The organism is Amycolatopsis sp. NPDC051061 (assembly GCF_040682935.1).
In the GTDB taxonomy this organism is placed as follows: domain Bacteria; phylum Actinomycetota; class Actinomycetes; order Mycobacteriales; family Pseudonocardiaceae; genus Amycolatopsis.
This window is the reverse complement of the sequence record NZ_JBFBBZ010000015.1, coordinates 155,233-179,376: the sequence shown is the minus strand read 5'-3', so window position 1 is coordinate 179,376 and position 24,144 is coordinate 155,233. Positions and strand designations below refer to the sequence as shown.

The following is a 24,144-nucleotide window of genomic DNA, read 5'->3' as shown; positions in this document are numbered from 1 at the left end:
AGGACCCGCGATGGGAGCCGTCCAGCTTCCCGACCCCGTGGTGCGCCACGCGGACCACGAAGACCTCGACGCCGATGCGCTCGCCGCGGCCCTGCGCGAGCGGGTGGACGGCGAGGTGCGCTTCGACCGCGGGACGCGCGCGGCGTACTCGACCGACGCGTCCAACTTCCGCCAGGTCCCGATCGGCGTCGTCGTCCCCCGCACGCCGGACGACGCCGTGGCGGCGATCGCGGTGGCCCGGGAGTTCGGGGCGCCGATCCTGTCCCGCGGGGGCGGCACCAGCCTCGCCGGCCAGTGCACCAACACGGCCGTCGTGCTCGACTTTTCGAAGTACTGCACCGAACTGGAGTCCGTCGACGCGGCCGCCCGCACGTGCGTGGTGCAGCCCGGGATCGTGCTCGACGTGCTCAACCGGCAGCTCGCCGATACGGGCCTGCGGTTCGGGCCGGAGCCCGCGACGCACATGAACTGCACGCTCGGCGGGATGATCGGCAACAACTCCTGCGGCGCCACGGCCCAGCGGACCGGCAAGGTCGTCGACAACATCGCGCGGCTGGAGGTCCTCACCTACGACGGCACCCGGTTCTGGTGCGAGGAAACGACCGACGAGGAGTACGCGGGAATCGAGCGCCACGGCGACCCGCGGGCGGCGATCTACCGGCAGCTGCGGCGGTTGCGCGACGAGTACGCCGACGAGGTCCGCCGCCGGTTCCCGGACATCCCGCGGCGCGTGTCGGGCTACAACCTCGATTCCCTGCTGCCGGAGCACGGCTTCGACGTCGCCGGGCTGCTCGTCGGCAGTGAGTCCACTTTGGTCACCGTGCTGCGGGCCGAGCTGGAGCTGGTGCCGGTGCTGCCCGAGCGGACGCTCGTCGTGCTCGGCTACCCCGGCATCGCGAAGGCCGCCGACGCCGTGCCCGCGATCCTCCCGCACGAGCCGGTCGCCCTGGAAGGCGTCGACCACAAGCTGATCCGCGACCAGCAGATCAAGGACATGAACCCGCAGGCCTTGGCCGAGATGCCCGAAGGCCGCGCGTTCCTGATGGTCCAGTTCGCCGCGTCGACGCACGAGGAGGCGGAGCGCCAGGCCCACAAGATGCTCGACGCTCTCCGCGACACCGAGCACGAAGCCGACGTCGAATTCCTCGACGACCCCGATCGCGAGAACGAGCTCTGGCAGGTCCGCGAAGCCGGGCTCGGCGCCACCGCGCACGTACCCGGCAAGGCGGACACGTTCGAAGGCTGGGAGGACTCCGCGGTCGCGCCCGAGCGGCTCGGCGAGTACCTGCGGAAGCTGACCGCGCTGTACGAGGAGTTCGGCTACGCGAGCGACACCGGCCCGAGCCTTTACGGCCACTTCGGCCAGGGGTGCGTGCACACGCGGATCCCGTTCGACCTCTACACCGCCGACGGCGTCGCGACCTACCGCCGGTTCATGGAGCGCGCGGCCGACCTCGTCGCGTCGATGGGCGGCTCGTTCTCCGGCGAGCACGGCGACGGGCAGTCCCGCGGCGAGCTGCTGCCGAAGATGTTCGGCGAGGAGATCGTGACGGCGTTCGGCCGGCTCAAGGCCGTCTTCGACCCCGGGAACCGGATGAACCCCGGCAAGGTGGTCGCGCCCGCGCGGCTCGACGAGCACCTGCGTCTCGGCAGCGACTGGACCCCCGCCGACCCGCAAGGGCTGCACTTCCGCTTCCCCCACGACGGCGGCTCGTTCGCCCAGGCCGCCAACCGCTGCGTCGGCGTCGGGCGGTGCCGCCAGCACGCCACCAGCGGTGGCCAGGTCATGTGCCCCTCCTACCAGGTGACCGGCGAGGAGGAGCATTCGACCCGCGGCCGGGCGCGGCTGCTGTTCGAGATGCTCGACGGGCACGGCGACAGCCCCGTCGGCGACGGCTGGCGCTCCACCGAGGTCCGGGACGCGCTCGATCTCTGCTTGTCCTGCAAGGGGTGCAAGACCGACTGTCCGGCCAATGTGGACATGGCGACCTACAAGGCGGAGTTCCTCTCCCACCACTACGCGGGCCGGCCGTGGCGGCGGCCGCGGTCGGACTTCACGATGGGCTGGCTGCCGGCGTTCGCGCGGGTGGTGGGCCGGCTCCGGGCCGGCCGGCTGGTCAACGCCCTCACGCACGCGCCGGGTCTGCGGCGACTGGCGACCCTCGCGGCCGGCGTCGAAAACCGTGAAGTCCCCTTGTTCGCGGGGGAAACGCTGCAGCAGTGGTTCGCCCGGCGCGGGCCGTCCGGCAGCGGCGCCCGCGGCACGGTGCTGCTGTGGCCGGACACCTTCACCAACTCGTTCCACCCGCACGTCGGGCAGGCCGCGGTCCGGGTGCTGGAAGACGCGGGGTGGCGGGTGACCATGCCGTCCGCCGCCCTGTGCTGCGGGCTCACCTGGATCTCGACCGGGCAGCTCGGCACCGCCAAGCACATCCTGGCCCGCACGGTCCGGGCGCTGGCCCCGCACCTGCACGAGGGCGGGCTCGTCGTGGGCCTGGAACCCAGCTGCACGGCGGTGTTCCGCTCCGACGCGGCCGAGCTGTTCCCCGGCGACCAGGACGTCCGGCGGCTGCGCGCGCAGACCGTCACCCTCGCCGAGCTGCTCACCGAGCACTCCCCCGGCTACCGCCCGCCGCGGCTCGACGCGAAGGCGATCGCGCAGGTGCACTGCCACCAGCACGCGGTCCTGGGCTGGGACGCCGACGCGCGCCTGCTGAAAGCGGCCGGCGTCGACGCCGAGCACCTCGACTCCGGGTGCTGCGGCCTGGCCGGGAACTTCGGCTTCGAGAAGGGCCACCTCGACGTCTCCGAGGCGTGCGCCGAGCGCGTCCTGCTCCCCCGCGTCCGCGAGGCCGCGCCGGACACGGCGGTGCTGGCCGACGGCTTCAGTTGCCGGACGCAGCTGCACCAGCTCGACAGCGGCGGCCGGGAAGGCGTCCACCTGGCCGAGCTCCTCGCGTTCGCCCTCGGCAAGGGAGGTGCGCGATGACTCGCCGGGTCGCGTCGGCGCGGGTCGTGTGGGGCACCGGGGTGCTGGTCGCCTCGCGGTACCTCCCGGTGCCGCGGAAACTGGCGCTCGTCCTCGCCGCGCGCCACCTGGCGCAGGCCGGGGCCACCCTGCGGCGGCCGGACGGTGTCGTGGCGCGCTGGGGCTGGACCGCCGATGTCGCGCACAGCGTGAGCATGCTCGGCCTGGCCGCGGTGTCCCGCCGCTGGCGGGCGGCGGCGCTGGCGAACGCGGTCGTCGCGGCTTCCTGGGCGCGCGCGGCCCGGCCCCGCCCCACCGAACGTCTTGAATGAGTCATCCAGGACACGGGAAGACCTGAATGACTCATTCAAGATCTTTACCCGGCAACGAGAACGGAGGCCATCATGTCCGGCACCACCCAGGTCGTCGTCGTGACCGGCGCGAGCGGCGGGATCGGCCGGGCCGTCGCCCGGGCTTTCGGCGCCCGCCACGCCCGCGTCGCGCTCCTGGCGCGCGGCGAAGAAGGACTGCGCGCCGCGGCCGAGGACGTCACCCGCGGCGGCGGGACCGCCCTCGAAATCCCCACCGACGTCGCCGAGTTCGAGCAGGTCGACGCCGCCGCCGAGCGGGCCGAGAAGGAGCTCGGCCCGATCGACGTGTGGGTCAACGTCGCGTTCACCTCGGTGTTCGCCCCCTTCGCCGAGATCGAGCCCGACGAGTTCCGCCGTGTCACCGACGTCAGCTACCTCGGCTACGTGCACGGCACCATGGCCGCCCTGCGCCGGATGAAGGCCCGCGACCGCGGCACGATCGTGCAGGTCGGCTCGGCCCTCGCCTACCGCGGAATTCCTTTGCAGAGCGCGTATTGCGGCGCGAAGCACGCCATCCAGGGCTTCAACGAGGCGCTGCGCTGCGAGCTGCTGCACGACGGCAGCCACGTCCGGACGACGATGGTGCAGATGCCGGCCGTCAACACGCCGCAGTTCTCGTGGGTGCTGTCCAAGCTGCCGGACCACGCGCAGCCGGTGCCCCCGATCTACCAGCCGGAGGTCGCCGCCCGAGCCGTGCTGCACGCCGCCGACCACCCGCGCCGGCGCGAGTACTGGGTCGGCGGCAGCACCGTCGGGACGCTCGTCGCGAACGCCGTCGCACCCGGGATCCTCGACCGCTACCTCGCGAAGACGGGCTTCAAGTCCCAGCAGACCGGCGAGGCGAAACCCGCCGACCAGCCGTCGAACCTGTGGGCCCCCGCGGACCGCACGCGGGACTACGGCGCTCACGGCGAGTTCGACGCCAAGGCCACCCCGCGCAGCCTCCAGCTGTGGGCGAGCCGGCACCACGGCCTGCTCGCCGCCGGCGGGAGCGCGCTCGCCGCGACGGCGCTGGCGGTGTGGCGCCGAGCCCGGTCATGACCGGCTTGGCCCCGCACGTCCTGCGGGAGTACGCGCTGCTGGCCGACGGCGAGCGCGGCGCGCTGTGCGGCCCGCGCGGCGACATCGCCTGGCTCTGCGCGCCCGGGTGGTCCGACAGCGCGGTGCTGTCGTCGCTGATCGGCGGGACCGGCAGCTACACCGTGAGCCCGGCCGAACCGTACGTCTGGGGCGGCTTCTACGAACCCGGCACCCTCATCTGGCGCAACCGCTGGGTGACGACCTCGACCGCCGTCGAATGCCGGGACGCACTGGCCTACCCCGGGGATCCGCACCGCGTCGTGCTGCTGCGCCGCGTCGAGGCCGTCGAGCGGGACGTCCGGCTGCGCGTCCGGCTCGAACCGGCCGACGGCTTCGGCCGCCGGTCGCTGCGCGAGCTGCGGCGCGCCGACGACGGCACGTGGACCGGCCGCACCGGCGACCTGCGGGTCCGGTGGACCGGCGCCGGCGACGCGGTGGAAGGCGAGGACGGGCTGGGCTTCGAGCTGACCGTCCCGGCCGGCGGGCGGCACGACCTCGTCCTCGAGATCAGCGACCGCCGCCTGCCGGACCCGGCCGACGCCGGACGGCTGTGGCAGGCGACCGAACACGCTTGGCACACCGCGGTTCCCGAGCTGGAAAACACCGTCGCGCCGCGCGACGCGCGCCACGCGTACGCGGTCCTGCGCGGCCTGACCACCGCCGAGGGCGGCATGGTCGCCGCGGCCACGCTGGGCCTGCCGGAACGTTCGGAGGCCGGCCGCAACTACGACTACCGGTACGTCTGGCTGCGCGACCAGTGCTACGCCGGGCTCGCGGTGTCGGTCGACGAACCGCACCCGCTGCTCGACGACGCCCTCCGGTTCAGCACGGCCCGCGTCCTCGACCACGGTGACCGGCTGCTGCCCGCCTACCGCACCGACGGCACGCCGCCGCCCGACGAAACGACGTTGAAGCTGCCCGGCTACCCCGGTGGCGCCGACGTCGTCGGCAACCACGTCGCCCACCAGTTCCAGCTGGACGCGCTGGGCGAGCTGCTGCAGCTGCACGCGGCCGCGGCCCGCCACGGCCGGCTGGACGGCGACGTCGAGCGCGCGAACGACGTCGTCGTCCGGCTCGTCACCGAACGCTGGGACGCCCCGGAAGCCGGGGTCTGGGAGCTGGAAGATGCGTGGTGGACCCATTCGCGGCTCGCGTGCGTCGCCGGGCTGCACGCGCTGGCCCGCGAAGTGCCGGCCCATCGCGGAGCGGAGCTGTCCGGCCTCGCGGACAAGCTGCTCGCGGAGACGACGTCGCGCTGTCTCGACGCGCGCGGATTCTGGAAGCGCAGCCCGGACCACGCCGGAACCGACGCGGCGCTGCTGCTGCCCCCGGTGCGCGGGGCGCTGCCCGCCGACGACCCGCGTACCCGCGCGACGCTGGCGGCGGTCCGCGAGAACCTCACCGAGGACGGCTACGTCTACCGGTTCGCCCCCGACGGGCGGCCCCTCGGCGAGGCCGAAGGCGCGTTCCTGCTGTGCGGGTTCACGATGGCGCTGGCGTGCCGGCACCAGGGCGAGCGGGCCGAGGCGTTCCGCTGGTTCGAACGCAACCGGGCGGCGTGCGGGCCGCCCGGGTTGCTCGCCGAGGAGTACGACGTGCGGCAGCGGCAGCTGCGGGGGAACCTCCCCCAGGCGTTCGTCCACGCCATGCTGCTCGAGGCGGCCCAGCGGCTCACCTGACGGGGTTCCCCCGAACCGGTGACGCGGCTCGCGCATACTGGTGGGGTCCTCGGCCCAGGGAGGCGATGTGAGCGCGGACCCTTTTGCGCACCCGGCGTTGTTCTACCGGGATGACGCCGAGTACCTGGCCGGCACCGTGCCGTTCGTGTGGAGCGGGCTCGCCGCCGGCGAGCCGGTCGCCGTCGCCGTCCCGGGGCGGAACCTCGAGCTGCTGCGCCGGGAGCTCGGCGCGGACGCCGAAGACGTCCGCCTGCTGGACATGACCGACGCCGGCCGCAACCCCGGGCGGATCATCCCCCGCGTGCTGCGGGCCTTCGCCGACGCCCACTCCGGCGGCCCGGTGCGGATCATCGGCGAACCGATCTGGGCGGAGCGGTCGGCGGTCGAGTACCCGGCGTGCGTGCAGCACGAAGCGCTCATCAACCGGGCTTTCACCGGCCGGGACGTGACGATCCTCTGTCCGTACGACGTAGCGCGCCTCGACCCCGCCGCGCTCGCCGACGCCGAGGCGACGCACCCCGTCCTGATCGACGGCGCCGGCCGCCGCCCGAGCACGGCGTACGCCCCCGACGACGTCCTCGCCCGGTACAACCGGCCGCTGCCCCCGGCGCCCGATGGCGTGACCGAGCTGCCGGACACGACGGACCTCGCGAAGGCCCGGGCGGTGGCGCACGTCCACGCGGCCGCCGGCGGGCTGAGCGCCGATCAGGTCGCCGACGTCGAGGTGGTCGTCACGGAGCTGCTCTCCAACTGTATGGAGCACGGCAGCGGCACCGGCACGGTCCGGCTGTGGAGCGCTGACGGTGAGTTCGTCTGCGAGGTCCACGACGGCGGCACGCTGACCGACCCCCTGGCCGGCCGCCGGCCCGCGACGCCGGAGCAGCCCCGCGGCCGCGGACTGCTGCTGGTCAACTACCTGGCCGACCTGGTCCGCCTGCACACCGGCGACCACGGCACGACATTCCGGGCGTACTTCCGCGCCTGACCAGGGTGCACTCCGGCGGCTCAAAGGTCCCGAATGAGTCATTCGCGACGTTGGCGGGGGTTGGCGACGTCATGAACGACTCTTTCCTGTCGTCCAGCGTCATGAACGACCCTTTCATGACGTCCCGCCCGGCAGACGCGCCTTTGCCGAGGGCAGACCGGCGAGGTCCGCCAGCAAAGCCATGTGGTGCCCGAAATACTCGGTGCGTGCCTGGACCATGTCGTCGAGGCGGTGGAAGACCTCGAAGTTGACCTGGCCGAACAGGTGCGTCCACGCGAGCAGCGCCCGGTCGAGCCGCTCTTCGGACAGGCCGCCGCCCTGCTCGTCGATCAGGCGGTGCAGGTCGGACCGGACCGGGCCGGGCAGCGGCGGCCCGGCCGGGACCTCCGGAGCCTCGCCGGCGATCGCCGCCAGCAGCAAGATCACCTTCGACGCCGGCACCACGGTCTCCTGCGGCGCGGCATACCCCGGCGATGTCGCTGCGCCGGTTGGCGATCCGCGCGGCGGAACTGGCGGGAGCACCGGCGGCCCGCGTGACGACGATGCCGAGCGCCGCCCTGCGCCTGGCCGGGCTCTTCGACCCCGCGGCCCGGGAGATGGTGGAGATGCAGTACCAGCTGCGGGCGCCGTTCGTCCTGGACTCTTCGGCGGCGACGGCGGCGTTCGGCCTCGAGCCGACTCCCACCGACGACGCGCTGCGGGAGACGATCAAGAGCCTGTCCGAAAGCTGAGCGTCCGCGCACGCCGCACTCGCCACCGCTCAGGACCTGCCCGCCCCGACGACGCCGACCCACGCGTGAGTGGTCGGCGAGTCGGGCCTCGCGGTCTCGCTGCGGCGGCACCGGGTGCGGGCCGGGATCCCGAAGAACGGGAAGGCCCGCTAGTTCGGGATCTCCGTCGCCCGTTCCCAGCCCGAAGGCAGCGGGCTCAGGTTCAGCGCGTGGTCGAGGCCGCTGCCGGCCAGTGCCCGGCGCACGACGCGGTTGTCGCCGGTGACGATCCGCAGGGTGGTGCTCTCGCGGACCGTCCGGACGTGGATGTCGGCGAGCACCGAAAGCCCGGCCGAGTCCAGGAAGTCGACCTCGGACAGGTCGAGCACCAGGGTCGGGAACCGGCGGTGCGCCCAGGTGCTCAGGACCGAACCGAGCTCGGCGGCGCTGTCCTCGTCCAGTGCGCCGCGGATCCGGACCATGACCGCGCCGAAGTACGGCCGGATCACCTGGATGTCGAACGAGCTTCGTTCCACGAGGGGGGACGGCGACATCATGGGGATCGCCGTCGCGGGGTGCTGCACGACTAACATCTTGGGTACGCCTTCAGTCGCGGATGGCGTGCCGAGCGGTGTCCACTGCCCGCTCGAACGCCGGCAAGCCGGGGGAGGGCGGCTGCTCCTGAACCGCCCCTTGCAGCCTAGTACTTGATCCAAACGGCGCAACCCCGCCAACGGCCGAAATACCGCCGTCGCGCTGTCCTCCGAAAGCGCGTCTTCCCGGCGTACGTACCAAAAACCGGCACTCCGGGCCGTCGCCCTTGACAGCCCGTGCGGGTGACGGTCATGCTCGACAGCGTCTCAGGGTTCCTGATATAGCGCACGGAGGTGCCCGGCGTGACCCGATCGAACGGCCCGGCCGACTTCGGCCTCGGCAGCTGGCCCGCGCGCCGGGCCCGGATCTCCCCCGGCCGCACCGCGCTCGTCCAGCCCGGCCGCACGCGCACCTACGCCGGGCTCGCCGCCCGCGTCGACCGGCTCGCCGGCGCACTCGCCCGGCTCGGCGTGCGCCCGGGCGACCGCGTGGCCTACCTCGGCGTCAACGACGTCACCGTCTTCGAAACGCTCTTCGCCACCGCCCGCCTCGGCGCGCTCTTCGTGCCGCTCAACTACCGCCTCTCCCCCGCCGAGATCCGCTACATGCTCGAAGACAGCGGCGCTTCGGTGCTCGTGCACAGCCCGGACACCGACGACCTGCTGGCCGGCCCGCTGCCGGAGGCCCTCCGGCACGTCGTCGCGACGGACCCCGCGTCGTGCCCAGCGGGCGGGCTGGACTTCGAGGCCGAAATCGCCGCCGCCGGCGACCCGCCGCCCGCCGCGGTGCGGCTCGACGACCCGTGCCTGCTGCTCTACACCTCCGGCACCACCGGCCGGCCGAAAGCCGCGGTCCTCACCCACGGGAACCTCACCTTCAACACCGTCAACCAGCTCGCCCACCTCGACGTCCTGGGCACCGACCGGGCGCTGTGCATCGCGCCGCTGTTCCACTGCGTCGGGCTGGGCCAGATCACGCTGCCGACGCTGTTCAAGGGCGGCAGCGTGGAACCGGTGGCGAAGTTCGACCCGGGCGCGATCCTCGGCCGGATCGGCGAGGCCGGCATCACGAGCTTCTCCGCGGTCCCCACCATGCTGGAGATGCTGTGCCGCCACGAGGACTGGGACCGCACGGATCTGAGCTCGCTGACGTGCGTGCTCTACGGCGGCTCGCCGGTCGCCGAACGCGTCGCCCGCGCGTGGCTCGACCGCGGCGTGAAACTCCTTCAGGGCTACGGCATGACCGAAGCCTCGCCGGGCGTTTCGATGGCCACCCACGAGGGCACGCTCGATCATCCCGTCGCCGCGGGCGTGCCGCACTTCTTCACCGACGTCGCCGCCCTCGGCCCCGAGCTGAGTCCCGAGCCACTCGGCGAGACGCCCGCGGAGCTGCTGGTGCGCGGCCCGCACGTGTTCGGCGGTTACTGGAACCGGCCGGAGGAGTCGGAGGCGAGCTTCGTCGACGGCGACTGGTTCCGCACCGGCGACGTCGTCCGCGTCGAGGACGACGGCTGGGCCCACGTGGTCGACCGCGTCAAGGACCTGATCATTTCGGGCGGCGAAAACGTCTACCCGGCAGAAATCGAGGCGGTGGCGGTCCGGCTCGACGACGTCGACGCGTGCGCCGTCGTGGGCGTGGCCGACGAGCGCTGGGGTGAGGTCGGCGCCGCCTTCGTCGTCCGCCGCGCCGGCGCTCAGCTCGACGAAGCCGCCTTCCGCGCCCACCTCGAACGGCACCTCGCCCGCTACAAGGTGCCCAAGCACGTGCAGTTCGCCGAAACCCTGCCGGTCAACGCCACCGGCAAGATCCGCCGCGTCGAGCTCCGCGCGCGAGCCGCCGCGTCCTTCCCGAACGGACCCGCATGACGACCCCCCTCCCAACCCCCCTCCTGCCCCCGTCGCTGCGTCTGGAGCTGCTCGACGACGTCGCCGTGCTGCGGCTGGCACGCCCCGAGAAGCGCAACGCCCTCGACGACGCCACCGTGCTCGGCCTCGAAACGTTCTTCGGCGCTCCCCCGCGCGGGATCAAGGCCGTCGTGCTCGACGCCGTGGGCGAGCACTTCTCCGCCGGGCTCGACCTTTCCGAGCTCACCGAGCGCGACGCGTTCGAAGGCCTGGAGCACTCGATGATGTGGCACCGCTCCTTCGAGCGGCTCGAACGCGGGCGCGTCCCGGTCGTCGCCGTGCTCCGGGGCGCGGTCGTCGGCGGCGGCCTGGAGCTCGCGGCGGCCGCGCACATCCGCGTCGCCGAGCCCTCGGCGTTCTACGCGCTGCCGGAGGGCCAGCGCGGCCTGTTCGTAGGCGGCGGCGCGTCGGTGCGGGTGCCGCGGCTGATCGGCGCGAGCCGGATGGCCGACATGATGCTCACCGGCCGCGTCCTCGACGCCGACGAAGGCCACGCCGCCGGGCTGTCGCACTACCGCGTCGACGACGGCTTCGAGCACGCGCTCGGCCTGGCCCGCAAGATCGCCGCGAACTCCCCGATCACGAACTTCGCCGTCCTGCAGGCGCTTCCCCGCATCGCCGAGGCCAACCCCGCCGAGGGCTACCTGATGGAGTCGCTGATGGCCGCCGTCGCGAGCGGCAGCGCCGAGGCCAAGGAACGGATGCAGGCGTTCCTGGAGAAGCGCGCCGGGAAGGTCGGCCGATGATCCTGCGCCCGGTCGCGCCCGACGTCCGCGAAACCACGGAGATCGGCCGGTATCTCGGTCGGCTGGCCGCCCGTGGCCACGTGTTCGACGACTACGCCGCGCTGCACCGCTGGTCGGTGACCGACCTCGATGGCTTCTGGACGTCGATCAAGGACTTCTTCGGCGTCCGCTTCCACTCCCCCGCTTCGAGTGTCGTGCCGGACCGGCGGATGCCCGGCACCGAGTGGTTCCCCGGCGCGACCCTCAACTACGCCGAACACGCCCTCGGCGGCCCGCCGGACGAGGTCGCCGTCATCGCCTACTCCCAGACGCGGGACCGCACCGAGCTGACGTGGGGCGAGCTGCGCGACCAGGTCGCGCGGGCTCGCGCGGGCCTGGCCCGGCTCGGCGTCGGACGCGGCGACCGCGTCGTGGCGTACCTGCCGAACCTCCCCGAAACCGTGGTCGCCTACCTGGCCACCGCGAGCCTCGGCGCGGTCTGGGCGTCCTGCGCGCCCGAGTTCGGCGCGCGGTCGGTGGTCGACCGGTTCGGCCAGATCGAGCCCCGGGTCCTGCTGACCGTGGCCGGCTACCGCTACGGCGCCAAGGACATCGACCGCCGCGCCGAGGTCGCCGAGATCCGCGCCGGCCTGCCGACCGTCGAGCACGTCGTCCACGTTCCTTACGGCGACCACGACCTGCCGGACGCGCTCGCCTGGCGCGACCTGCTCACCGAGAGCGCGCCCGGCTTCGAGCCGGTCGGGTTCGCACACCCGCTGTGCGTGCTGTTCTCTTCCGGCACCACCGGGAAGCCGAAGGCGATCGTGCACGGCCACGGCGGGCTCCTGCTGGAGCACCTGAAGAACCACGGCCTCAGCTGGGACCTGCGCCCGGGTGACCGGCTGCTGTGGTTCTCCACCACCGCCTGGATGATGTGGAACGCGCTCGTCTCGGGGCTGCTCACCGGCGCGTCGATCGTGCTGGTCGACGGCAACCCGCTGCACCCGGACCTGGCGTGGCAGTGGCACCTGGCCGCCGAGACCCGCGCGACGCTGATGGGCGCGAGCCCGGGCTTCCTGATGGCCTGCCGGAAGGCGGGCCTCGACCCGGCCGCGTCGTTCGACCTGACCGCGCTGCGGCAGATCGGCGCGGCGGGGAGTCCGTTGCCGGCCGAGGGCTACCACTGGGTGCGGGACGTCTTCGGCGCGGGCGTGCTGCTCAACGTCGGCAGCGGCGGCACCGACGTCTGCAGCGGGATCGTCCAGGGCGGCCCGCTGCAGCCCGTGGTCGCCGGCGAGATCTCCGGGCCGTGCCTCGGGGTCGACGCGCAGGCGTTCGACGAGCACGGCGCTCCCGTGGTCGGCGAGCTGGGCGAGCTCGTCATCACCGCGCCGATGCCGTCCATGCCGGTCGGGTTCTGGGGCGACGACACGGGTTCGCGCTACCGGGAAACGTACTTCGCCACCTACCCCGGAGTCTGGCGGCACGGCGACTGGATCCGGTTCTCTCCCGAGGGGAGCTGCGTCATCGCCGGGCGCTCCGACGCGACCCTCAACCGCGGCGGCGTCCGGCTCGGTACGGCCGAGTTCTACGCCGTCGTCGAGGAGCTGCCGGAGGTCGACGACTCGCTCGTCGTGCACCTCGAAGATCCGGCGGGCGGCAACGGCGACCTCCGGCTCTACGTCGTGCTCCGGGACGGCGCCTTGGACGCACCGTTGCGCGAGAAGATCGCGACGGCGTTGAAGAGCGCGCTGTCGCCGCGGCACGTGCCGGACACGATCACCGCCGTCCCGGTGATCCCCCGCAACCGCACCGGGAAGAAACTGGAGCTGCCCGTGAAGAAACTCCTGCTCGGCGCCCGGGCCGACGATGTCGTCGGCCGGGACGTCCTGGCCGATCCCACCGCCCTCGACCACTTTCCGGCACGCGGATGAGCACCGTCGCGGTCGTCGGCACCGGCGTGATCGGCGCGAGCTGGGCGGAGCTGTTCCTCGCCCACGGCCTCGACGTCGTCGCCACCGATCCGGCGCCCGGCGCCGAGGAGCGGTTGCGCAGTGCTCTCGAAAGCGCGGCCCTCGAAGGCGCGTCGACGGATCGGCTGCGGTTCGTCGCCGACGCCGGCGAAGCGGCCGCCGCCGCGGACTTCGTGCAGGAGAACGGTCCTGAGCGCGAAGACGTCAAGCACGCGTTGTTCGCCGTCCTCGACGAGGCCGCGCGGCCGGACGTGATCTTGGCGAGCAGTTCGTCCGGGCTGCTGCCCAGCGTCATCGCCCGCGGCTGCCCGCGTCATCCCGAGCGGGTCGTGATCGGGCACCCGTTCAACCCGCCGCACCTGATCCCGCTCGTCGAAGTCGTTCCCGGCCGCGAGACCGCGCCCGAGGTCGTCGACCGGGCCGTGGCGTTCTACACCTCGATCGGGAAACGGCCGATCCGGCTGACGCGGGAAGTACCCGGCCACGTCGCGAACCGGCTGCAGGCCGCGCTGTGGCAGGAGGCGTACTCGCTGGTGGAACGCGGCATCGCGACGGTCGCCGACATCGACACGGCGATCGCGTACGGGCCCGGCTTGCGCTGGGCCGTGCTCGGGCCGTTCCTCAACCAGCACCTCTCCGGCGGCGCGGGCGGCCTGGCGCACGTGCTGGCGCACCTCGGCCCGCCGACCGAAGAGTGGTGGCGCGACCTCGGCCGCGTCCACCTCACCCCGGAACTGGCCGAAACGCTCATCGCCGGCGTCGGCGCCGAACTGGCCGGCACCGACGACCGTGCCCTCGTCGCCGCCCGCGACGCCGTCCTGCACCGCCTGCTGGCCGCCAAGGCCGCGCAGCCCGACCTGCCCTGAACCTGGAGCCCCCGTGGACCTTTCCGCACTGACCGCCATCGACGTCCACACCCACGTCGAACAGGACGGGCACGGCTGCTTCGCCCTCGACCAAGAGCTCCTGGACGCGTCGGCGAAGTACTTCCGCGCCGACCAGGACCGCACCCCGACGGTGGCCTCGATCGCCGAGCACTACCGGGCGCGGAACATGGCCGCGGTCGTCTTCACGGTCGAAGCGCCGGCCGCGACCGGGCACCCCGCGCTCTCGAGCGAGGAGATCGCCGACGCGGCCGCCGACCACGCGGACGTGCTCATCCCGTTCGGCTCGGTCGACCCGCACGCCGGGAAGGCCGCCGTGCACCGCGCGCGCCGGCTGGTCGCCGACCACGGTGTGCGCGGTTTCAAGTTCCACCCGAGCCTGCAGGCGTTCGAGCCGAACGACCTCCGGTTCTACCCGCTGTACGAGGCCATCCAGGAGCTGGGCGTCCCGGCGCTGTTCCACACCGGCCAGACCGGCATCGGCGCCGGGCTGCCGGGCGGGCACGGCATCAAGCTGCGCTACTCGAACCCGATGCTGCTCGACGACGTCGCCGCCGACTTCCCGGGGCTGACGATCATCCTGGCGCACCCGTCGGTGCCGTGGCAGGACGAGGCGATCTCGGTCGCGACGCACAAGGCGAACGTGTACATCGACCTGTCCGGCTGGTCGCCGAAGTACTTCCCGCCGCAGCTGGTTCGCGCGGCGAACTCGCTGCTCAAGCGCAAGGTGCTGTTCGGCTCGGACTTCCCGGTGATCACCCCGGACCGCTGGCTCGCCGACTTCGCCGCCCTCGACCTCAAGGACGACGTGCGGCCGCTGATCCTCAAGGACAACGCCGTCCGCGTACTCGGCCTGACCTGAACGTTTGTCCGGTCCGTCCCCGGGCATCCGCGAAGCCTGGCGCTGGGCGGAAGGGAGGCGGACGTCGTGGCCGAGGGTGACGTGCACACCTACTTCGAAGACGGGCTGTGGAAGAACCGCGTGGAGGGCGGGTCGCGGGCGTCCAACACCTCGCCGCGCCGGACCGACGCCGTGCTCGCCGGCCGGTTGATCGCGAAGAAGCGGCGGGTGGGGCACGTGGTGCACACCGCGGAGGGCGACGTCGAGGCCGAGCGTGACTTCCGGCCGCGGGCCAAACGTCCACAGTAGACGAAAACCCGCCCCGCTCGGCGAAGGCTGGGGGTGTACCTGCGAGCGGGGCGGGAGCCTGTACCCGTTACAACGCACCGGAAAGCGCGGTGTTCCCGGACGTGACGCGGACCTCAGCGCCGGGCCAGCACGGCCCACACGGTCTTGCCGCCGGAGCGGCACCGGCTGCTCCCCCACGTCTTCGCGACCTTGGCGACCATCCGCAACCCGAGCCCCGTCTCGGTCAGGTCCAGCCCCTCGCGCACCACGGCCGGGCGCACGCTTGCGTCGGCCACCTCGACGGCCAGCCGACCGCGACGCAGCTCCATCCGCAACCGGGGCACCGAATCCGTGTGCCGCAACACGTTTTCGACGAGCTCGTTCGCGACCAGCTCGGCGTCCTCGGCCAGCTCGGGCACCCGCCACTCGGCACAGGTCGCCCGGACGAACGCACGGGCGCGCGACGAGGTGCGCGGCGACCGGGCCAGCACGCGTCCGGCCTTCTTCCGGGCGGGACGCTTCAGCGCGGCTTCCGCCGTGGCGGCGTCGGCGTACACGGGCACGCTCCGGCCGGCCAGCACCGCCCGCTGCTCGGGCCGTCCGGTCACCAGCGCGAAGGGAACGGCGGGCCAGTCGCCGACCAGCAGGGCGACCAGCGAGAACACCCGGAGCAGTTCGGGGTCGCGCAGGGCGAGGCGCTCGACGTCGACGAGTACGCCGTCCTCGGACTCGGCGGCGAACTCGAGCAGGCTGTCGCGCAGCTGTGGATAGGTCGTCCCGTCGAGGACTCCGACGACGGAAGCCGCGGTGCTCGGGCTGTGCGGGGGAACCAACCAGACGGAATTGTGCCGGGCGAGCACCACGACCACCTCCTGGTGAGTGCTTCCGGATCGGATATCCGGTTCGCCGGCACTCAAACGCCGGATTTTCCGATTGCCGGGGCCGATCGGGGGAACCCGGGCGGACCGGAAGGGAGACGACCTTGTTCCGTCACACGAAGCTCCTGCAGTTCGAAGCCAAGCCCGAGAAGCCCGATCCCGTCTACGCCCACAAGCTGCAGGAACTCATCGGCGGCGCGTTCGGCGAGATGAGCGTGACCATGCAGTACCTGTTCCAGGGCTGGAACTGCCGGATCGAAGGCAAGTACAAAGACCTCCTCATGGACACCGCGACCGAAGAAATCGGGCACGTCGAAATGCTCGCCACCATGGTCGCGCGACTGTTGGAAGGCGCCCCGGCGACCGCCACGGCCGAAGCGGTGAAAGACCCGGTGATGGCCGCGGTCCTCGGCGGGATGGATCCGCAGCAGGCCATCGTCGGGGGCGGCGGGGCGCTGCCCGCCGACAGCAACGGCTATCCCTGGAACGGCCGCTACATCGTCGCTTCCGGCAACCTCCTGGCCGACTTCCGCGCCAACGCGGCGGCCGAAGCCCAGGGCCGCCTCCAGACCGCCCGGCTCTACAACATGACCGATGACCCCGGCGTCAAGGCGATGCTGCGGTTCAACCTCGCCCGCGACACCGTCCACCAGAAGCAATGGCTGGCCGCCATCGAGGAGCTGGAAGCCGACGGCCTCGAAGGCCCGATCGCGCCGTCCGCGCTGTTCGAGGAGGAGGACCAGACGCACAACCGGACCATCTGGCACCTGTCGGACGGCCCGGACGGCGCCAAGGGCACCAGCTGGACCACCGACCTCGACTACCTGATGGATCCGGAACCGCTCGGCGGACCGGGCACCGCACCCGCGCCGGACCCGGCGCTGTACGGCACGTACGCCGCGCAGGAGGCGCCCGGGCTCGAACCGGCGGAGGGCGACGTCGAGACGTTCCACGACGGTTCGACGTGGAAGAACAAGGTGGTCGGCAACGCGCGGGCGTCGGGCAGCGCCGAAACGAAGTCCGACGCGGTCGCCGCGGGCCGCAAACTGGCCATCAAGCGCGGCTCGGCCCACTTCATCCACACGAAGGACGGACGCGTCGGCGAGCGCCGGACGTATCCGCGGGCCCGCTCCTGACCTCGGTCCGGGGGCGCGCAGGTCATGAACGACCCGTTCACCTCGTTCCAACGACCGGGCTCCCGCAAAGTCGGTGGCCGGGCCTGGCTCGGCGGTCTTCCGGCGGCGTCGGCGGGTGCGGTGGCGTCTTGAATGAGTCATTCAGGTCTTCGAAGGTCTTGAATGACTCATTCAAGACCTTTGGCGAACCGCCGGCACCCCGAGCCGCGACGACTTGCCGGAGCCCTGCCAACAGACGTCATGAAAGGGTCGTTCATGACGCTGGACGACAGGAAAGAGTCGTTCATGACGTCGCCAACCCCCGTCAAACGTCGCGAATGACTCATTCGGGACCTCCGGCGCCCCCAATGACTCATTCGCGACACCCGGCTCCGCGCGGCCGTGACTTTGCCGGGGCCCTGCCGTCCGACGACATGAACGGGTCGTTCATGACGTCCGCCCCGCGCGGCTCCCCGCGTAGGCCCGCTCCCGCAGTCGCGCCAGCCAGGCCGGAGCAACCTCAAGCCCCTCCGGACGGTTCAGCATCGGGTCGAACGCCGGTGCCTCGCCGCCGATCTCCGTCAGGGTCAGCACCGCGCTGTCGCACCAGCGGCCGTCCTGCCGGCCGGTGCGCAGCACGAACCCCAGGCCGCCCGCCGCGACCACGGCGTCGAGGGACGCCTCGATCCGCGGGACCGTCCCCCACGCCGCCAGCCAGACCAGCCGGTCGGCGCGGCGGTAGGGCACCAGGCTGCTGTACGCGCCGCCGGTCCAGGACGCCGCCGGGCGCGGCAGCATCCGGCCGACGTGCCCGCTGCCGGCCGTGGTCAAGGTCAGGTCCCACGGCCCGCCGTCCCGGCCCGCGCCGGGGATCCGGACCGCCAGGCCGAGCGCGTCCGGCAGCCGGCCCGGCGTGCCCGCGCCCTTCGACAGCCGCGCGACGACCGCCACCGGCCCGGACGGCCACGGCAGGTCGTCGGCCACCGGCCGGAGCTCGCCGCGCAGCACCAGCCCGACGGGGTGGAAGGCGCGGGCGCGGCGCAGGGCGGCCAATCCGCGGAAGCCCGCCTTCACGGTCTCCATGTGTACTTCCTCCTGGCTCGGGTAACCCTGGCGGTACCCGCGCCGCGCGCGCAGAAACCCGAGGAGACCACCATCGCCACCGCGGTCCTGTTCGACGTCGACGGCACGCTCGTCGACTCCAACTACCTCCACGTCCACGCCTGGCGGCGCGCGTTCCACGAGCTGGGCCGCCCCGTCGACTCCTGGCGCGTGCACCGCGCGATCGGCAAGGGCTCCGGCAAGCTGCTGAGCACGCTGCTGGGTGACGACGACGCCGAGCGCGTCGGCGACGAGGCCAAGGACCTCCACAGCGGCTTCTACCTGGAGTCCGCCGAGCTGCTGCGGCCGTTCGACCACGCCCCGGACCTGATCCGGGCGCTGGCCGCCAAGGGCGTGCGGGTGGTCCTGGCAACGTCGGCGGCTCCCGACGAGCTCGACGAGCTGCGCCGCGTCCTCGGGGTGGACGACGTGGTGCGGGACATCGTCGCGGGAGACGACGTCGAGGCGACGAAACCCGACCCGGAACCGGTGCTGGTGGCACTGGAGAAAGCGGGCACGGCCCCCGAGGACACGATCTTCGTCGGCGACGCGGTGTGGGACGTGCGAGCCGCCACGAAGGCCGGCGTGCGCACGATCGGCGTGCTGTCGGGCGGGGTCGGCGAGGCGGAGCTGAAGGAAGCGGGAGCCATCGCGACCTACGACGACGTCGCGGCCCTGCTGGCCGATCTCGAGAAGAGCCCGCTGGCGGACCTGTTCAGCTGACCTTCCGGGCCACCAGCCGTTCGACGAGGCCCAGCTTGAACCGTTCCCGCCGCTCGATCGGCAACCCGAGCGCCTCCACCAGCTTCAGCGGTCGCCGCCGGAAGTGCTCGCCCGCCAAGGGGACGCTCGCCAGCTCCACCAGCCACTGGGCGGCGCGCACCACGAACGACGAACCAGCCACGTGATCGACCAGGATCAGCCGGCCGTCCGGACGCAGGACCCGCTTCATCTCCGCCACGGCCGCCGCCGGGTCCGGGATCGCGCACAGGCCGAACGTGCACACCACCGTGTCGAACGACGCCTCGGCGAACGGCAGCTCGTGCGCGCTGCCCGGCCGCAGGGTGACCGCGCGGCCGAGCTCGCGGGCTCGCGCTCGCGCGAGGTCGAGCATCCCGGAACTCAGGTCGAGCCCGGTGAGCGTCACGTCGGCGGGGTACCAGGCCAGGTTGAGCCCGGTCCCGACGGCGACTTCCAGCACCTCGCCGGCCGCCTGCCCGCAGGCCCATTCCCGCGAGTCGCCGAAGAGGCGGCGGTCCCAGACGCCCATCTCCGCGTCGTAGCTCGCCGACTTGCGGTCCCAGTACCGGTTCCACCGCTCCGCCTTGGTCATGCCCCCAGCGAAGCACGAACCGGCCCGGGAGCGCGCGCTCCCGGGCCGGACGGGCCCTCAGCCGAACATGCCGGGCTCGTACGACCCGCCCCGCTGGTGCAGGATCACCGCGAGCCGGTTGGCCGAGTTCATCTGGGCCACGAGCGCGACCAGCGCGGCGGTCCGGTCGTCGTCGTAGTGCTTGCGCACGCGGTCCCAGGTGTCATCGGAGACGCCGGGGCTCGCGTCGGCGATCCGGGTTCCCTCCTCGGCCAGCGCCAGCGCGGCCCGCTCGGCCTCGCTGAACACCGTGGCCTCGCGCCACGCGGCGACCAGGTTGATCCGCACCGCGGGCTCCCTGGCCGCGGCCAGCTCCTTGGTGTGGATGTCGACGCACCAGCCGCAGCCGTTGATCTGGCTGACGCGCAGCGACACCAGCTCCTGGGTGACCTTCGGCAGCGGTGACTGGATGATCGCCAGGCTCGCGGTGCCGAAGCGCTTGGCGAACTTGGCGCCGACTTCGTTGTCGGTCAGGCTGAATCGGGGTTCCATGGTTCCTCTTCCGTGGTCGTGAACCGGACGACCACGAGATGCCGGGCCACCCCGTCCCCGTGACAGTGATGACGGTCACGGTCACAAAGCGGCCGCGGCCGGCATCTGGTGGGAAACTCCGCGAGACCGAAAGAGGAGCCACCATGGCCGACCCCGCCACCGACGCGTTCCTCGGGCACCGGAACCTGCTGTTCACCGTCGCCTACCAGATGCTCGGCTCGGCCGCCGACGCCGAAGACGTCCTGCAGGAGACCTGGCTGCGCTGGGTGGGCGTGGACCTCGCCGCCGTGCGCGACGAGCGCGCGTACCTGGTCCGGATCACCACGCGCCTGGCGCTGATGCGGCTGCGGACGCTGGGCCGGCGCAAGGAGTCCTACGTCGGTCCGTGGCTGCCCGAGCCGCTGCTGACCGCGCCCGACGTCGCCGAGGACGTCGAGCTGGCCGACAGCGTCTCGATGGCGATGCTGCTGGTGCTGGAGACGCTGACGCCGGCCGAGCGCGCGGTGTTCGTGCTGCGCGAGGTGTTCGACCTGGGCTACGACGAGATCGCCGAAGCCGTCGGCAAGACCCCGGCCGCGGTCCGCCAGATCGCCCACCGGGCCCGGTCTCACGTCGCCGCGCGCCGGCCCCGCGGCGACGTCTCCCCCGCCACGTCCCGCGACGCGCTGGAAGCGTTCCAGCGCGCGGTCGAGACGGGCGATCTGCAGCACCTGCTGGACATCCTGGCCCCGGACGTGGTGTTCCTCGGCGACGGCGGCGGGGTCGTCCAGGCGGTGCTGCGGCCGGTCGCCGGGGCGGCCGACGTGGCTCGGCTGCTGGCGGCGGGCCTGGGCAACTTCGCGGCCGGCTCACTGGCGACGGCCGAGGTCAACGGCCACCCGGCGTTGCTCTTCCGCCGCGACGGCGAGGTGGACACCGTGCTGGCGGTCCGCATCGACGACGGGCTCGTCACGGGCCTGTACGCGGTGCGCAACCCCGAAAAGCTGTCACGGCTGGAGGAGGAGACAACGTTGCGGCGCTGAATCACTCGGCCCGGTCGCGTCTCGCGGTGTTGACGGCCGCCTGCAGCCGCAGCCAGGCCGGGTCGTCGGCCTCGGCGGTGGTGACGTCGGCGAGGTCCTCGCTGCGCCAGTCCCGCGTCCCGTCGGTGCGGACGAAGCCGGTTTCGCCCTCGGGCACCTCGGTGGTCGCGGCCAGGAACTCCGCCACTGGCCCGGCATCCGGCACGCCGGTGGGCACGGTCAGGAAGACGAGTTCGGCGCCGGCGGCGGCGACCAGCTCACCGGGGGTCGTGGTGGCGAGCGCGGTCACCGGGCCGTCGGCCAGTTCGTGCTCGACGGCTTCCCGGTCGTCGACGTCGAGTTCGACGAGCGTTCCACCCGGCGTGCCGATCCAGAGCCGGGCCTCGAAGGCGATGTTGTGCCGCGACCAGGACCGGAACTCTTCGTCCCACTCGTCCGTGACGTCGTCGTAGCCCGGGTAGGGCGAGCCCAGGGTGGTCCCGAGAACCCGCCGGAGCGACGGGAACTCGAACACCTCCACCGAGTGCTCGTAGGCGTTGCCGCGGACCGCGAAGTGCCGCCCGTCCGCGCTGAAGACCGGGGTCCGGTAGCCGTCGGCGTCGAGGATGAGGGCCCGGTCGCGGAGTCCCGTGCCGGGCTCGGCGAAGAGCACGAGGGAGGCGCCCTGGTTGCTGCGCAGCGTGGCCACCAGTCCGCCGGCGGGGTGCACCGCGACCCCGGTGTCCCACAGCGGAGCCGACTCGACGGCGCCCGACGCGAGATCGAGGACATCGGACCGCTCCCACACCGGGAACTCGTACCGCGCCGAAGGTGCAGCCCACAGTGCGCTGCCGTCCGGGCCGAACGCCAGGCTCCGGTACTTCGCGCCGGTCGGCGCTCCGTCCATTGCGGACACACCCGCGGGGGTCCAGCGCCACGTGCCCTCTTCGTTCGCCACCACGAGCAGCGGCTCGTCCGGATGCCACGCCGCGGCGGGCGTCCGCCGGTGCCGAGTCCATGGGGCGGCGGGGTCGTACGCGGCGGTGCCGGCGCCGATCGCGCCCCTCGGGCCGCCCTCGCGGTCCAGGACGTGGACCGCGGGGCGACCGGCGTCGAAGCAGGCGAGCAGGGGCAGCCGGCGGTGCGGCAGCACGCGTTCGACCGGGAACCCGGCCGGCACCCGCGCGATCGTCTCGAAGGTCACCCGGCCGACTTAGCCGTGCTTCTCCTTGAGGTCCTTCGCTTTCACGCCCACGAGGAGGACAACCACGGCCAGGAGCACGATCCCCGAGCTGATCACCAGCCCCAGCGACAGGCTCCCGGTCGCCTCCTGGATGAACCCCAGCAACGACGGTGACGCCGCCGCCGCGAACGAGCCCATCGAGGTCACCACCGCGATGCCCGTCGCCGCCGCGCTTTCGCTCAGGTAGATCGACGGGATCGAATAGAACACCGTCAGGCCCGAATAGTGCGCCGCCGCCATCACCGCGAGCAGGACGACCACCACCAGCACACTGCCGCCGGAGAACGCCAGGGCCAGCATCGCCGCCGCGGCCACCAGCCAGCTCACCGCCGCGTGCCGGCGGCGCTCGAGCGTCCGGTCGGAGTGGCGGCCGACCACGAGCATCACGACGATGCCGAGCAGCGGCGGGATCGCCGAGAAGAAGCCGAGGTTCAGCACGTCGCCGACGCCCGCCTCGGCGATGATCCGCGGCGTCCAGTACGAGACGGCGTTGGCCAGCGTGTAGGCCCCGCACGCGCACAGGCCGAGAATCCAGACCTTCGGGTCGCGCAACGCCGAGAGCATCCCGCCGTGCCGTTTTCCAGGCTCTTCCTTCGACGACCGCTCGGCCTCCAGGTCGGCGCGGACCAAAGCCTTCTGCGCCGGCGTCAGCCACTTCGCCTGCTCCGGCTCGTCGACGAGGAAGAACGCCACCAGCACGGCGAGCAGGATCGGCGGGACGCCCTCGATGAGGAACAGCCACTGCCAGTCGGCCAGGCCGGCGACGCCGCCGAGCGCGTGCATGATCCAGCCGGACACCAGCGAGCCGAGCACCCCCGACACCGGGACGCCGATGAAGAACACCGCGGTCATCCGCGTCCGGCGCGCGGACGGGAACCACCGCGACAGCAGGTAGAGCGCGCCGGGGAAGAACCCCGCTTCGGCCACGCCGAGCAGGAACCGGGCGATGTAGAACGTCGTTTCGTCGCGCACGAACAACGTCACGATCGTGACGACGCCCCAGGTCGCCATGATCCGGACGAGCGTCTTGCGCGCGCCGATCTTCGCCAGCAGGGCGTTGCTGGGGACCTCGAAGAGGATGAACCCGACGAAGAACAGCGTGACACCGAGCCCATAGACCGCGGAACCGAAGCCGAGATCGCGCTTGAGACCCTGCTGCGCGATGCCGATGTTCGTCCGGTCGATGAAGCTGACGACGTAGCAGACCACGAGCAGCGGCATGACCCGCAGGGCGATGGTCCGGTAGGTGGACGCGCGGCCGGCGTCGCCGACTGCGGGTGGCCGTCCGGTGACGGCGGGGTGTTCGGCCACGGCTACTCGACTCCTTCGTCAGGCGGGGCGTGCCGCGCCAGTCTCGACATCAGGTATTGTGTTTGTCAACAGCTGATCGGCAACGGCTACGATGACCGCCATGGCGGAACGCGCGGAGGGCCGGGACCTGGTGCCCATCTCCGGACTCCTCTCCTACCGGCTCTCCCGCACGTCGTCGGCGATGTCGCGCAGCGCCGCCCTGCGCTACCGGCGGGAGTTCGACGTCAGCCTGGGCGAATGGCGGGCGATCTCGCTCATCGCCGCGGACCCCACCCTGACACTCAACCGCCTCGCCCGCCGGGCCGGCCTGGACAAAGCGCAGATGAGCCGGGTGGTCAGCCGCCTGACCGAGCGCGGGCTCGTCGACCGGACGGCCGGCTCGGGCCGCACGTCCCAGCTCGCCCTCACCGGCGAGGGCACCCGCGTCTACCGGGGCCTGATCAGTGCGGCGAACGAGCGCGACGCGGAGTTCCTCGCCGCGCTGACCCCCGAGGAGGCAGCCACCCTGAGCGGCGCGCTGGACAAGCTCGCCGACCTGGCCCTGGCCGTCGAGGAACGTGAGCGCGCCCACCCCGGCGACACCGCCTGTTGACTTTATCAACAGATCCGCGTAGTTCTGGAGCCACCGA

General features: G+C 72.6%; 23 protein-coding genes and 2 pseudogenes. 17 read left to right on the top strand and 8 right to left on the bottom strand.

Annotation, left to right across the window (positions count from 1 at the left end; genetic code table 11):
* Positions 1–10 precede the first annotated feature (10 nt).
* From AB0N03_RS22160 to AB0N03_RS22140, 5 genes are all read left to right on the top strand, one after another.
* The gene (locus AB0N03_RS22160; protein WP_364374692.1) at positions 11–2,989 is read left to right on the top strand and encodes an FAD-binding and (Fe-S)-binding domain-containing protein; all 2,979 of its coding nucleotides are present in this window, start codon (positions 11–13) and stop codon (positions 2,987–2,989) included.
* A complete protein-coding gene (locus AB0N03_RS22155) occupies positions 2,986–3,300 on the top strand; it encodes a hypothetical protein (protein WP_364374689.1) in 315 nt (104 codons plus the stop codon). The genes AB0N03_RS22160 and AB0N03_RS22155 overlap by 4 nt, the downstream gene beginning before the upstream one ends.
* Before the next feature lie 72 nt (positions 3,301–3,372).
* The gene (locus AB0N03_RS22150) at positions 3,373–4,380 is read left to right on the top strand and encodes an SDR family oxidoreductase (RefSeq protein WP_364374686.1); all 1,008 of its coding nucleotides are present in this window, start codon (positions 3,373–3,375) and stop codon (positions 4,378–4,380) included.
* Positions 4,377–6,098, top strand: coding sequence for a glycoside hydrolase family 15 protein (locus AB0N03_RS22145; RefSeq protein WP_364374683.1), 1,722 nt, complete (start codon positions 4,377–4,379; stop codon positions 6,096–6,098). Before AB0N03_RS22150 ends, AB0N03_RS22145 begins: the two co-directional genes overlap by 4 nt.
* A 67-nt stretch (positions 6,099–6,165) precedes the next feature.
* Positions 6,166–7,083 carry an anti-sigma factor RsbA family regulatory protein gene (locus AB0N03_RS22140; RefSeq protein WP_364374680.1) on the top strand — a complete coding sequence of 306 codons (918 nt, stop codon included), beginning with the start codon at positions 6,166–6,168 and terminating at the stop codon, positions 7,081–7,083.
* Between the two features lie 114 nt (positions 7,084–7,197).
* Here the strand turns inward: AB0N03_RS22140 and AB0N03_RS22135 are convergent, their stop codons facing one another.
* Positions 7,198–7,524 (bottom strand): hypothetical protein, encoded by a 327-nt coding sequence (locus AB0N03_RS22135; protein ID WP_364374677.1) that lies wholly within the window; start codon positions 7,522–7,524, stop codon positions 7,198–7,200.
* Positions 7,525–7,556: 32 nt separating this feature from the next.
* On the opposite strand from AB0N03_RS22135, the gene AB0N03_RS22130 reads away from it, so the two are divergent.
* Positions 7,557–7,814 carry a hypothetical protein gene (locus AB0N03_RS22130; RefSeq protein ID WP_364374674.1) on the top strand — a complete coding sequence of 86 codons (258 nt, stop codon included), beginning with the start codon at positions 7,557–7,559 and terminating at the stop codon, positions 7,812–7,814.
* Between the two features lie 149 nt (positions 7,815–7,963).
* Here AB0N03_RS22130 and AB0N03_RS22125 read toward each other — a convergent pair whose 3' ends face one another.
* On the bottom strand, positions 7,964–8,386 hold the full coding sequence (locus AB0N03_RS22125) for an STAS domain-containing protein (RefSeq protein WP_364374671.1): 423 nt from the start codon (positions 8,384–8,386) through the stop codon (positions 7,964–7,966).
* A 303-nt stretch (positions 8,387–8,689) separates the two neighbouring features.
* On the opposite strand from AB0N03_RS22125, the gene AB0N03_RS22120 reads away from it, so the two are divergent.
* From AB0N03_RS22120 to AB0N03_RS22095, 6 genes are all read left to right on the top strand, one after another.
* The gene (locus tag AB0N03_RS22120) at positions 8,690–10,252 is read left to right on the top strand and encodes a long-chain fatty acid--CoA ligase (protein ID WP_364374668.1); all 1,563 of its coding nucleotides are present in this window, start codon (positions 8,690–8,692) and stop codon (positions 10,250–10,252) included.
* Positions 10,249–11,037, top strand: coding sequence for a crotonase/enoyl-CoA hydratase family protein (locus AB0N03_RS22115; RefSeq protein WP_364374666.1), 789 nt, complete (start codon positions 10,249–10,251; stop codon positions 11,035–11,037). Before AB0N03_RS22120 ends, AB0N03_RS22115 begins: the two co-directional genes overlap by 4 nt.
* A complete protein-coding gene (locus AB0N03_RS22110) occupies positions 11,034–12,950 on the top strand; it encodes an acetoacetate--CoA ligase (RefSeq protein WP_364374663.1) in 1,917 nt (638 codons plus the stop codon). The genes AB0N03_RS22115 and AB0N03_RS22110 overlap by 4 nt, the downstream gene beginning before the upstream one ends.
* Positions 12,947–13,855, top strand: coding sequence for a 3-hydroxyacyl-CoA dehydrogenase NAD-binding domain-containing protein (locus AB0N03_RS22105; protein WP_364374660.1), 909 nt, complete (start codon positions 12,947–12,949; stop codon positions 13,853–13,855). The genes AB0N03_RS22110 and AB0N03_RS22105 overlap by 4 nt, the downstream gene beginning before the upstream one ends.
* Positions 13,856–13,868: 13 nt before the next feature.
* Positions 13,869–14,735 carry a 4-hydroxyphenyl-beta-ketoacyl-CoA hydrolase gene (gene couO / locus AB0N03_RS22100; RefSeq protein ID WP_364374657.1) on the top strand — a complete coding sequence of 289 codons (867 nt, stop codon included), beginning with the start codon at positions 13,869–13,871 and terminating at the stop codon, positions 14,733–14,735.
* A gap of 66 nt (positions 14,736–14,801) precedes the next feature.
* Entirely contained in the window at positions 14,802–15,023 is a 222-nt protein-coding gene (locus AB0N03_RS22095; RefSeq protein ID WP_364374654.1) for a DUF2188 domain-containing protein, read from the top strand.
* A 113-nt stretch (positions 15,024–15,136) separates the two neighbouring features.
* Here AB0N03_RS22095 and AB0N03_RS22090 read toward each other — a convergent pair whose 3' ends face one another.
* Positions 15,137–15,862 carry an ATP-binding protein gene (locus AB0N03_RS22090; RefSeq protein ID WP_364374797.1) on the bottom strand — a complete coding sequence of 242 codons (726 nt, stop codon included), beginning with the start codon at positions 15,860–15,862 and terminating at the stop codon, positions 15,137–15,139.
* A 122-nt stretch (positions 15,863–15,984) separates the two neighbouring features.
* On the opposite strand from AB0N03_RS22090, the pseudogene AB0N03_RS22085 reads away from it, so the two are divergent.
* Together AB0N03_RS22085 and AB0N03_RS22080 are read left to right on the top strand one after the other, a co-directional pair.
* Positions 15,985–16,797 (top strand): annotated as a pseudogene (locus AB0N03_RS22085) (manganese catalase family protein); the annotation flags it as partial.
* Positions 16,798–16,842: 45 nt separating this feature from the next.
* Positions 16,843–17,016, top strand: a pseudogene (locus tag AB0N03_RS22080) (DUF2188 domain-containing protein); the annotation flags it as partial.
* A gap of 426 nt (positions 17,017–17,442) precedes the next feature.
* Here the strand turns inward: AB0N03_RS22080 and AB0N03_RS22075 are convergent.
* Positions 17,443–18,078 (bottom strand): hypothetical protein, encoded by a 636-nt coding sequence (locus tag AB0N03_RS22075; protein WP_364374651.1) that lies wholly within the window; start codon positions 18,076–18,078, stop codon positions 17,443–17,445.
* On the opposite strand from AB0N03_RS22075, the gene AB0N03_RS22070 reads away from it, so the two are divergent.
* A complete protein-coding gene (locus tag AB0N03_RS22070) occupies positions 18,079–18,819 on the top strand; it encodes an HAD family hydrolase (RefSeq protein WP_364374649.1) in 741 nt (246 codons plus the stop codon). It begins immediately after the preceding gene.
* Here AB0N03_RS22070 and AB0N03_RS22065 read toward each other — a convergent pair.
* Positions 18,812–19,429, bottom strand: a complete 618-nt coding sequence (locus AB0N03_RS22065; RefSeq protein ID WP_364374647.1) for a class I SAM-dependent methyltransferase — start codon at positions 19,427–19,429, stop codon at positions 18,812–18,814. The genes AB0N03_RS22070 and AB0N03_RS22065 overlap by 8 nt on opposite strands.
* Before the next feature lie 57 nt (positions 19,430–19,486).
* The gene (locus AB0N03_RS22060; RefSeq protein WP_364374644.1) at positions 19,487–19,960 is read right to left on the bottom strand and encodes a carboxymuconolactone decarboxylase family protein; all 474 of its coding nucleotides are present in this window, start codon (positions 19,958–19,960) and stop codon (positions 19,487–19,489) included.
* A 143-nt stretch (positions 19,961–20,103) separates the two neighbouring features.
* Between AB0N03_RS22060 and AB0N03_RS22055 the strand changes: the two genes are divergently transcribed.
* On the top strand, positions 20,104–20,982 hold the full coding sequence (locus AB0N03_RS22055) for an RNA polymerase sigma-70 factor (RefSeq protein ID WP_364374641.1): 879 nt from the start codon (positions 20,104–20,106) through the stop codon (positions 20,980–20,982).
* A 1-nt stretch (position 20,983) separates the two neighbouring features.
* Here the strand turns inward: AB0N03_RS22055 and AB0N03_RS22050 are convergent, their stop codons facing one another.
* A complete protein-coding gene (locus AB0N03_RS22050; protein ID WP_364374638.1) occupies positions 20,984–22,165 on the bottom strand; it encodes a hypothetical protein in 1,182 nt (393 codons plus the stop codon).
* Between the two features lie 9 nt (positions 22,166–22,174).
* On the bottom strand, positions 22,175–23,515 hold the full coding sequence (locus tag AB0N03_RS22045; protein ID WP_364374636.1) for an MFS transporter: 1,341 nt from the start codon (positions 23,513–23,515) through the stop codon (positions 22,175–22,177).
* 100 nt (positions 23,516–23,615) lie between these two features.
* Between AB0N03_RS22045 and AB0N03_RS22040 the strand changes: the two genes are divergently transcribed.
* Positions 23,616–24,107 (top strand): MarR family transcriptional regulator, encoded by a 492-nt coding sequence (locus tag AB0N03_RS22040; RefSeq protein ID WP_364374633.1) that lies wholly within the window; start codon positions 23,616–23,618, stop codon positions 24,105–24,107.
* The last annotated feature ends 37 nt before the right edge of the window (positions 24,108–24,144 follow it).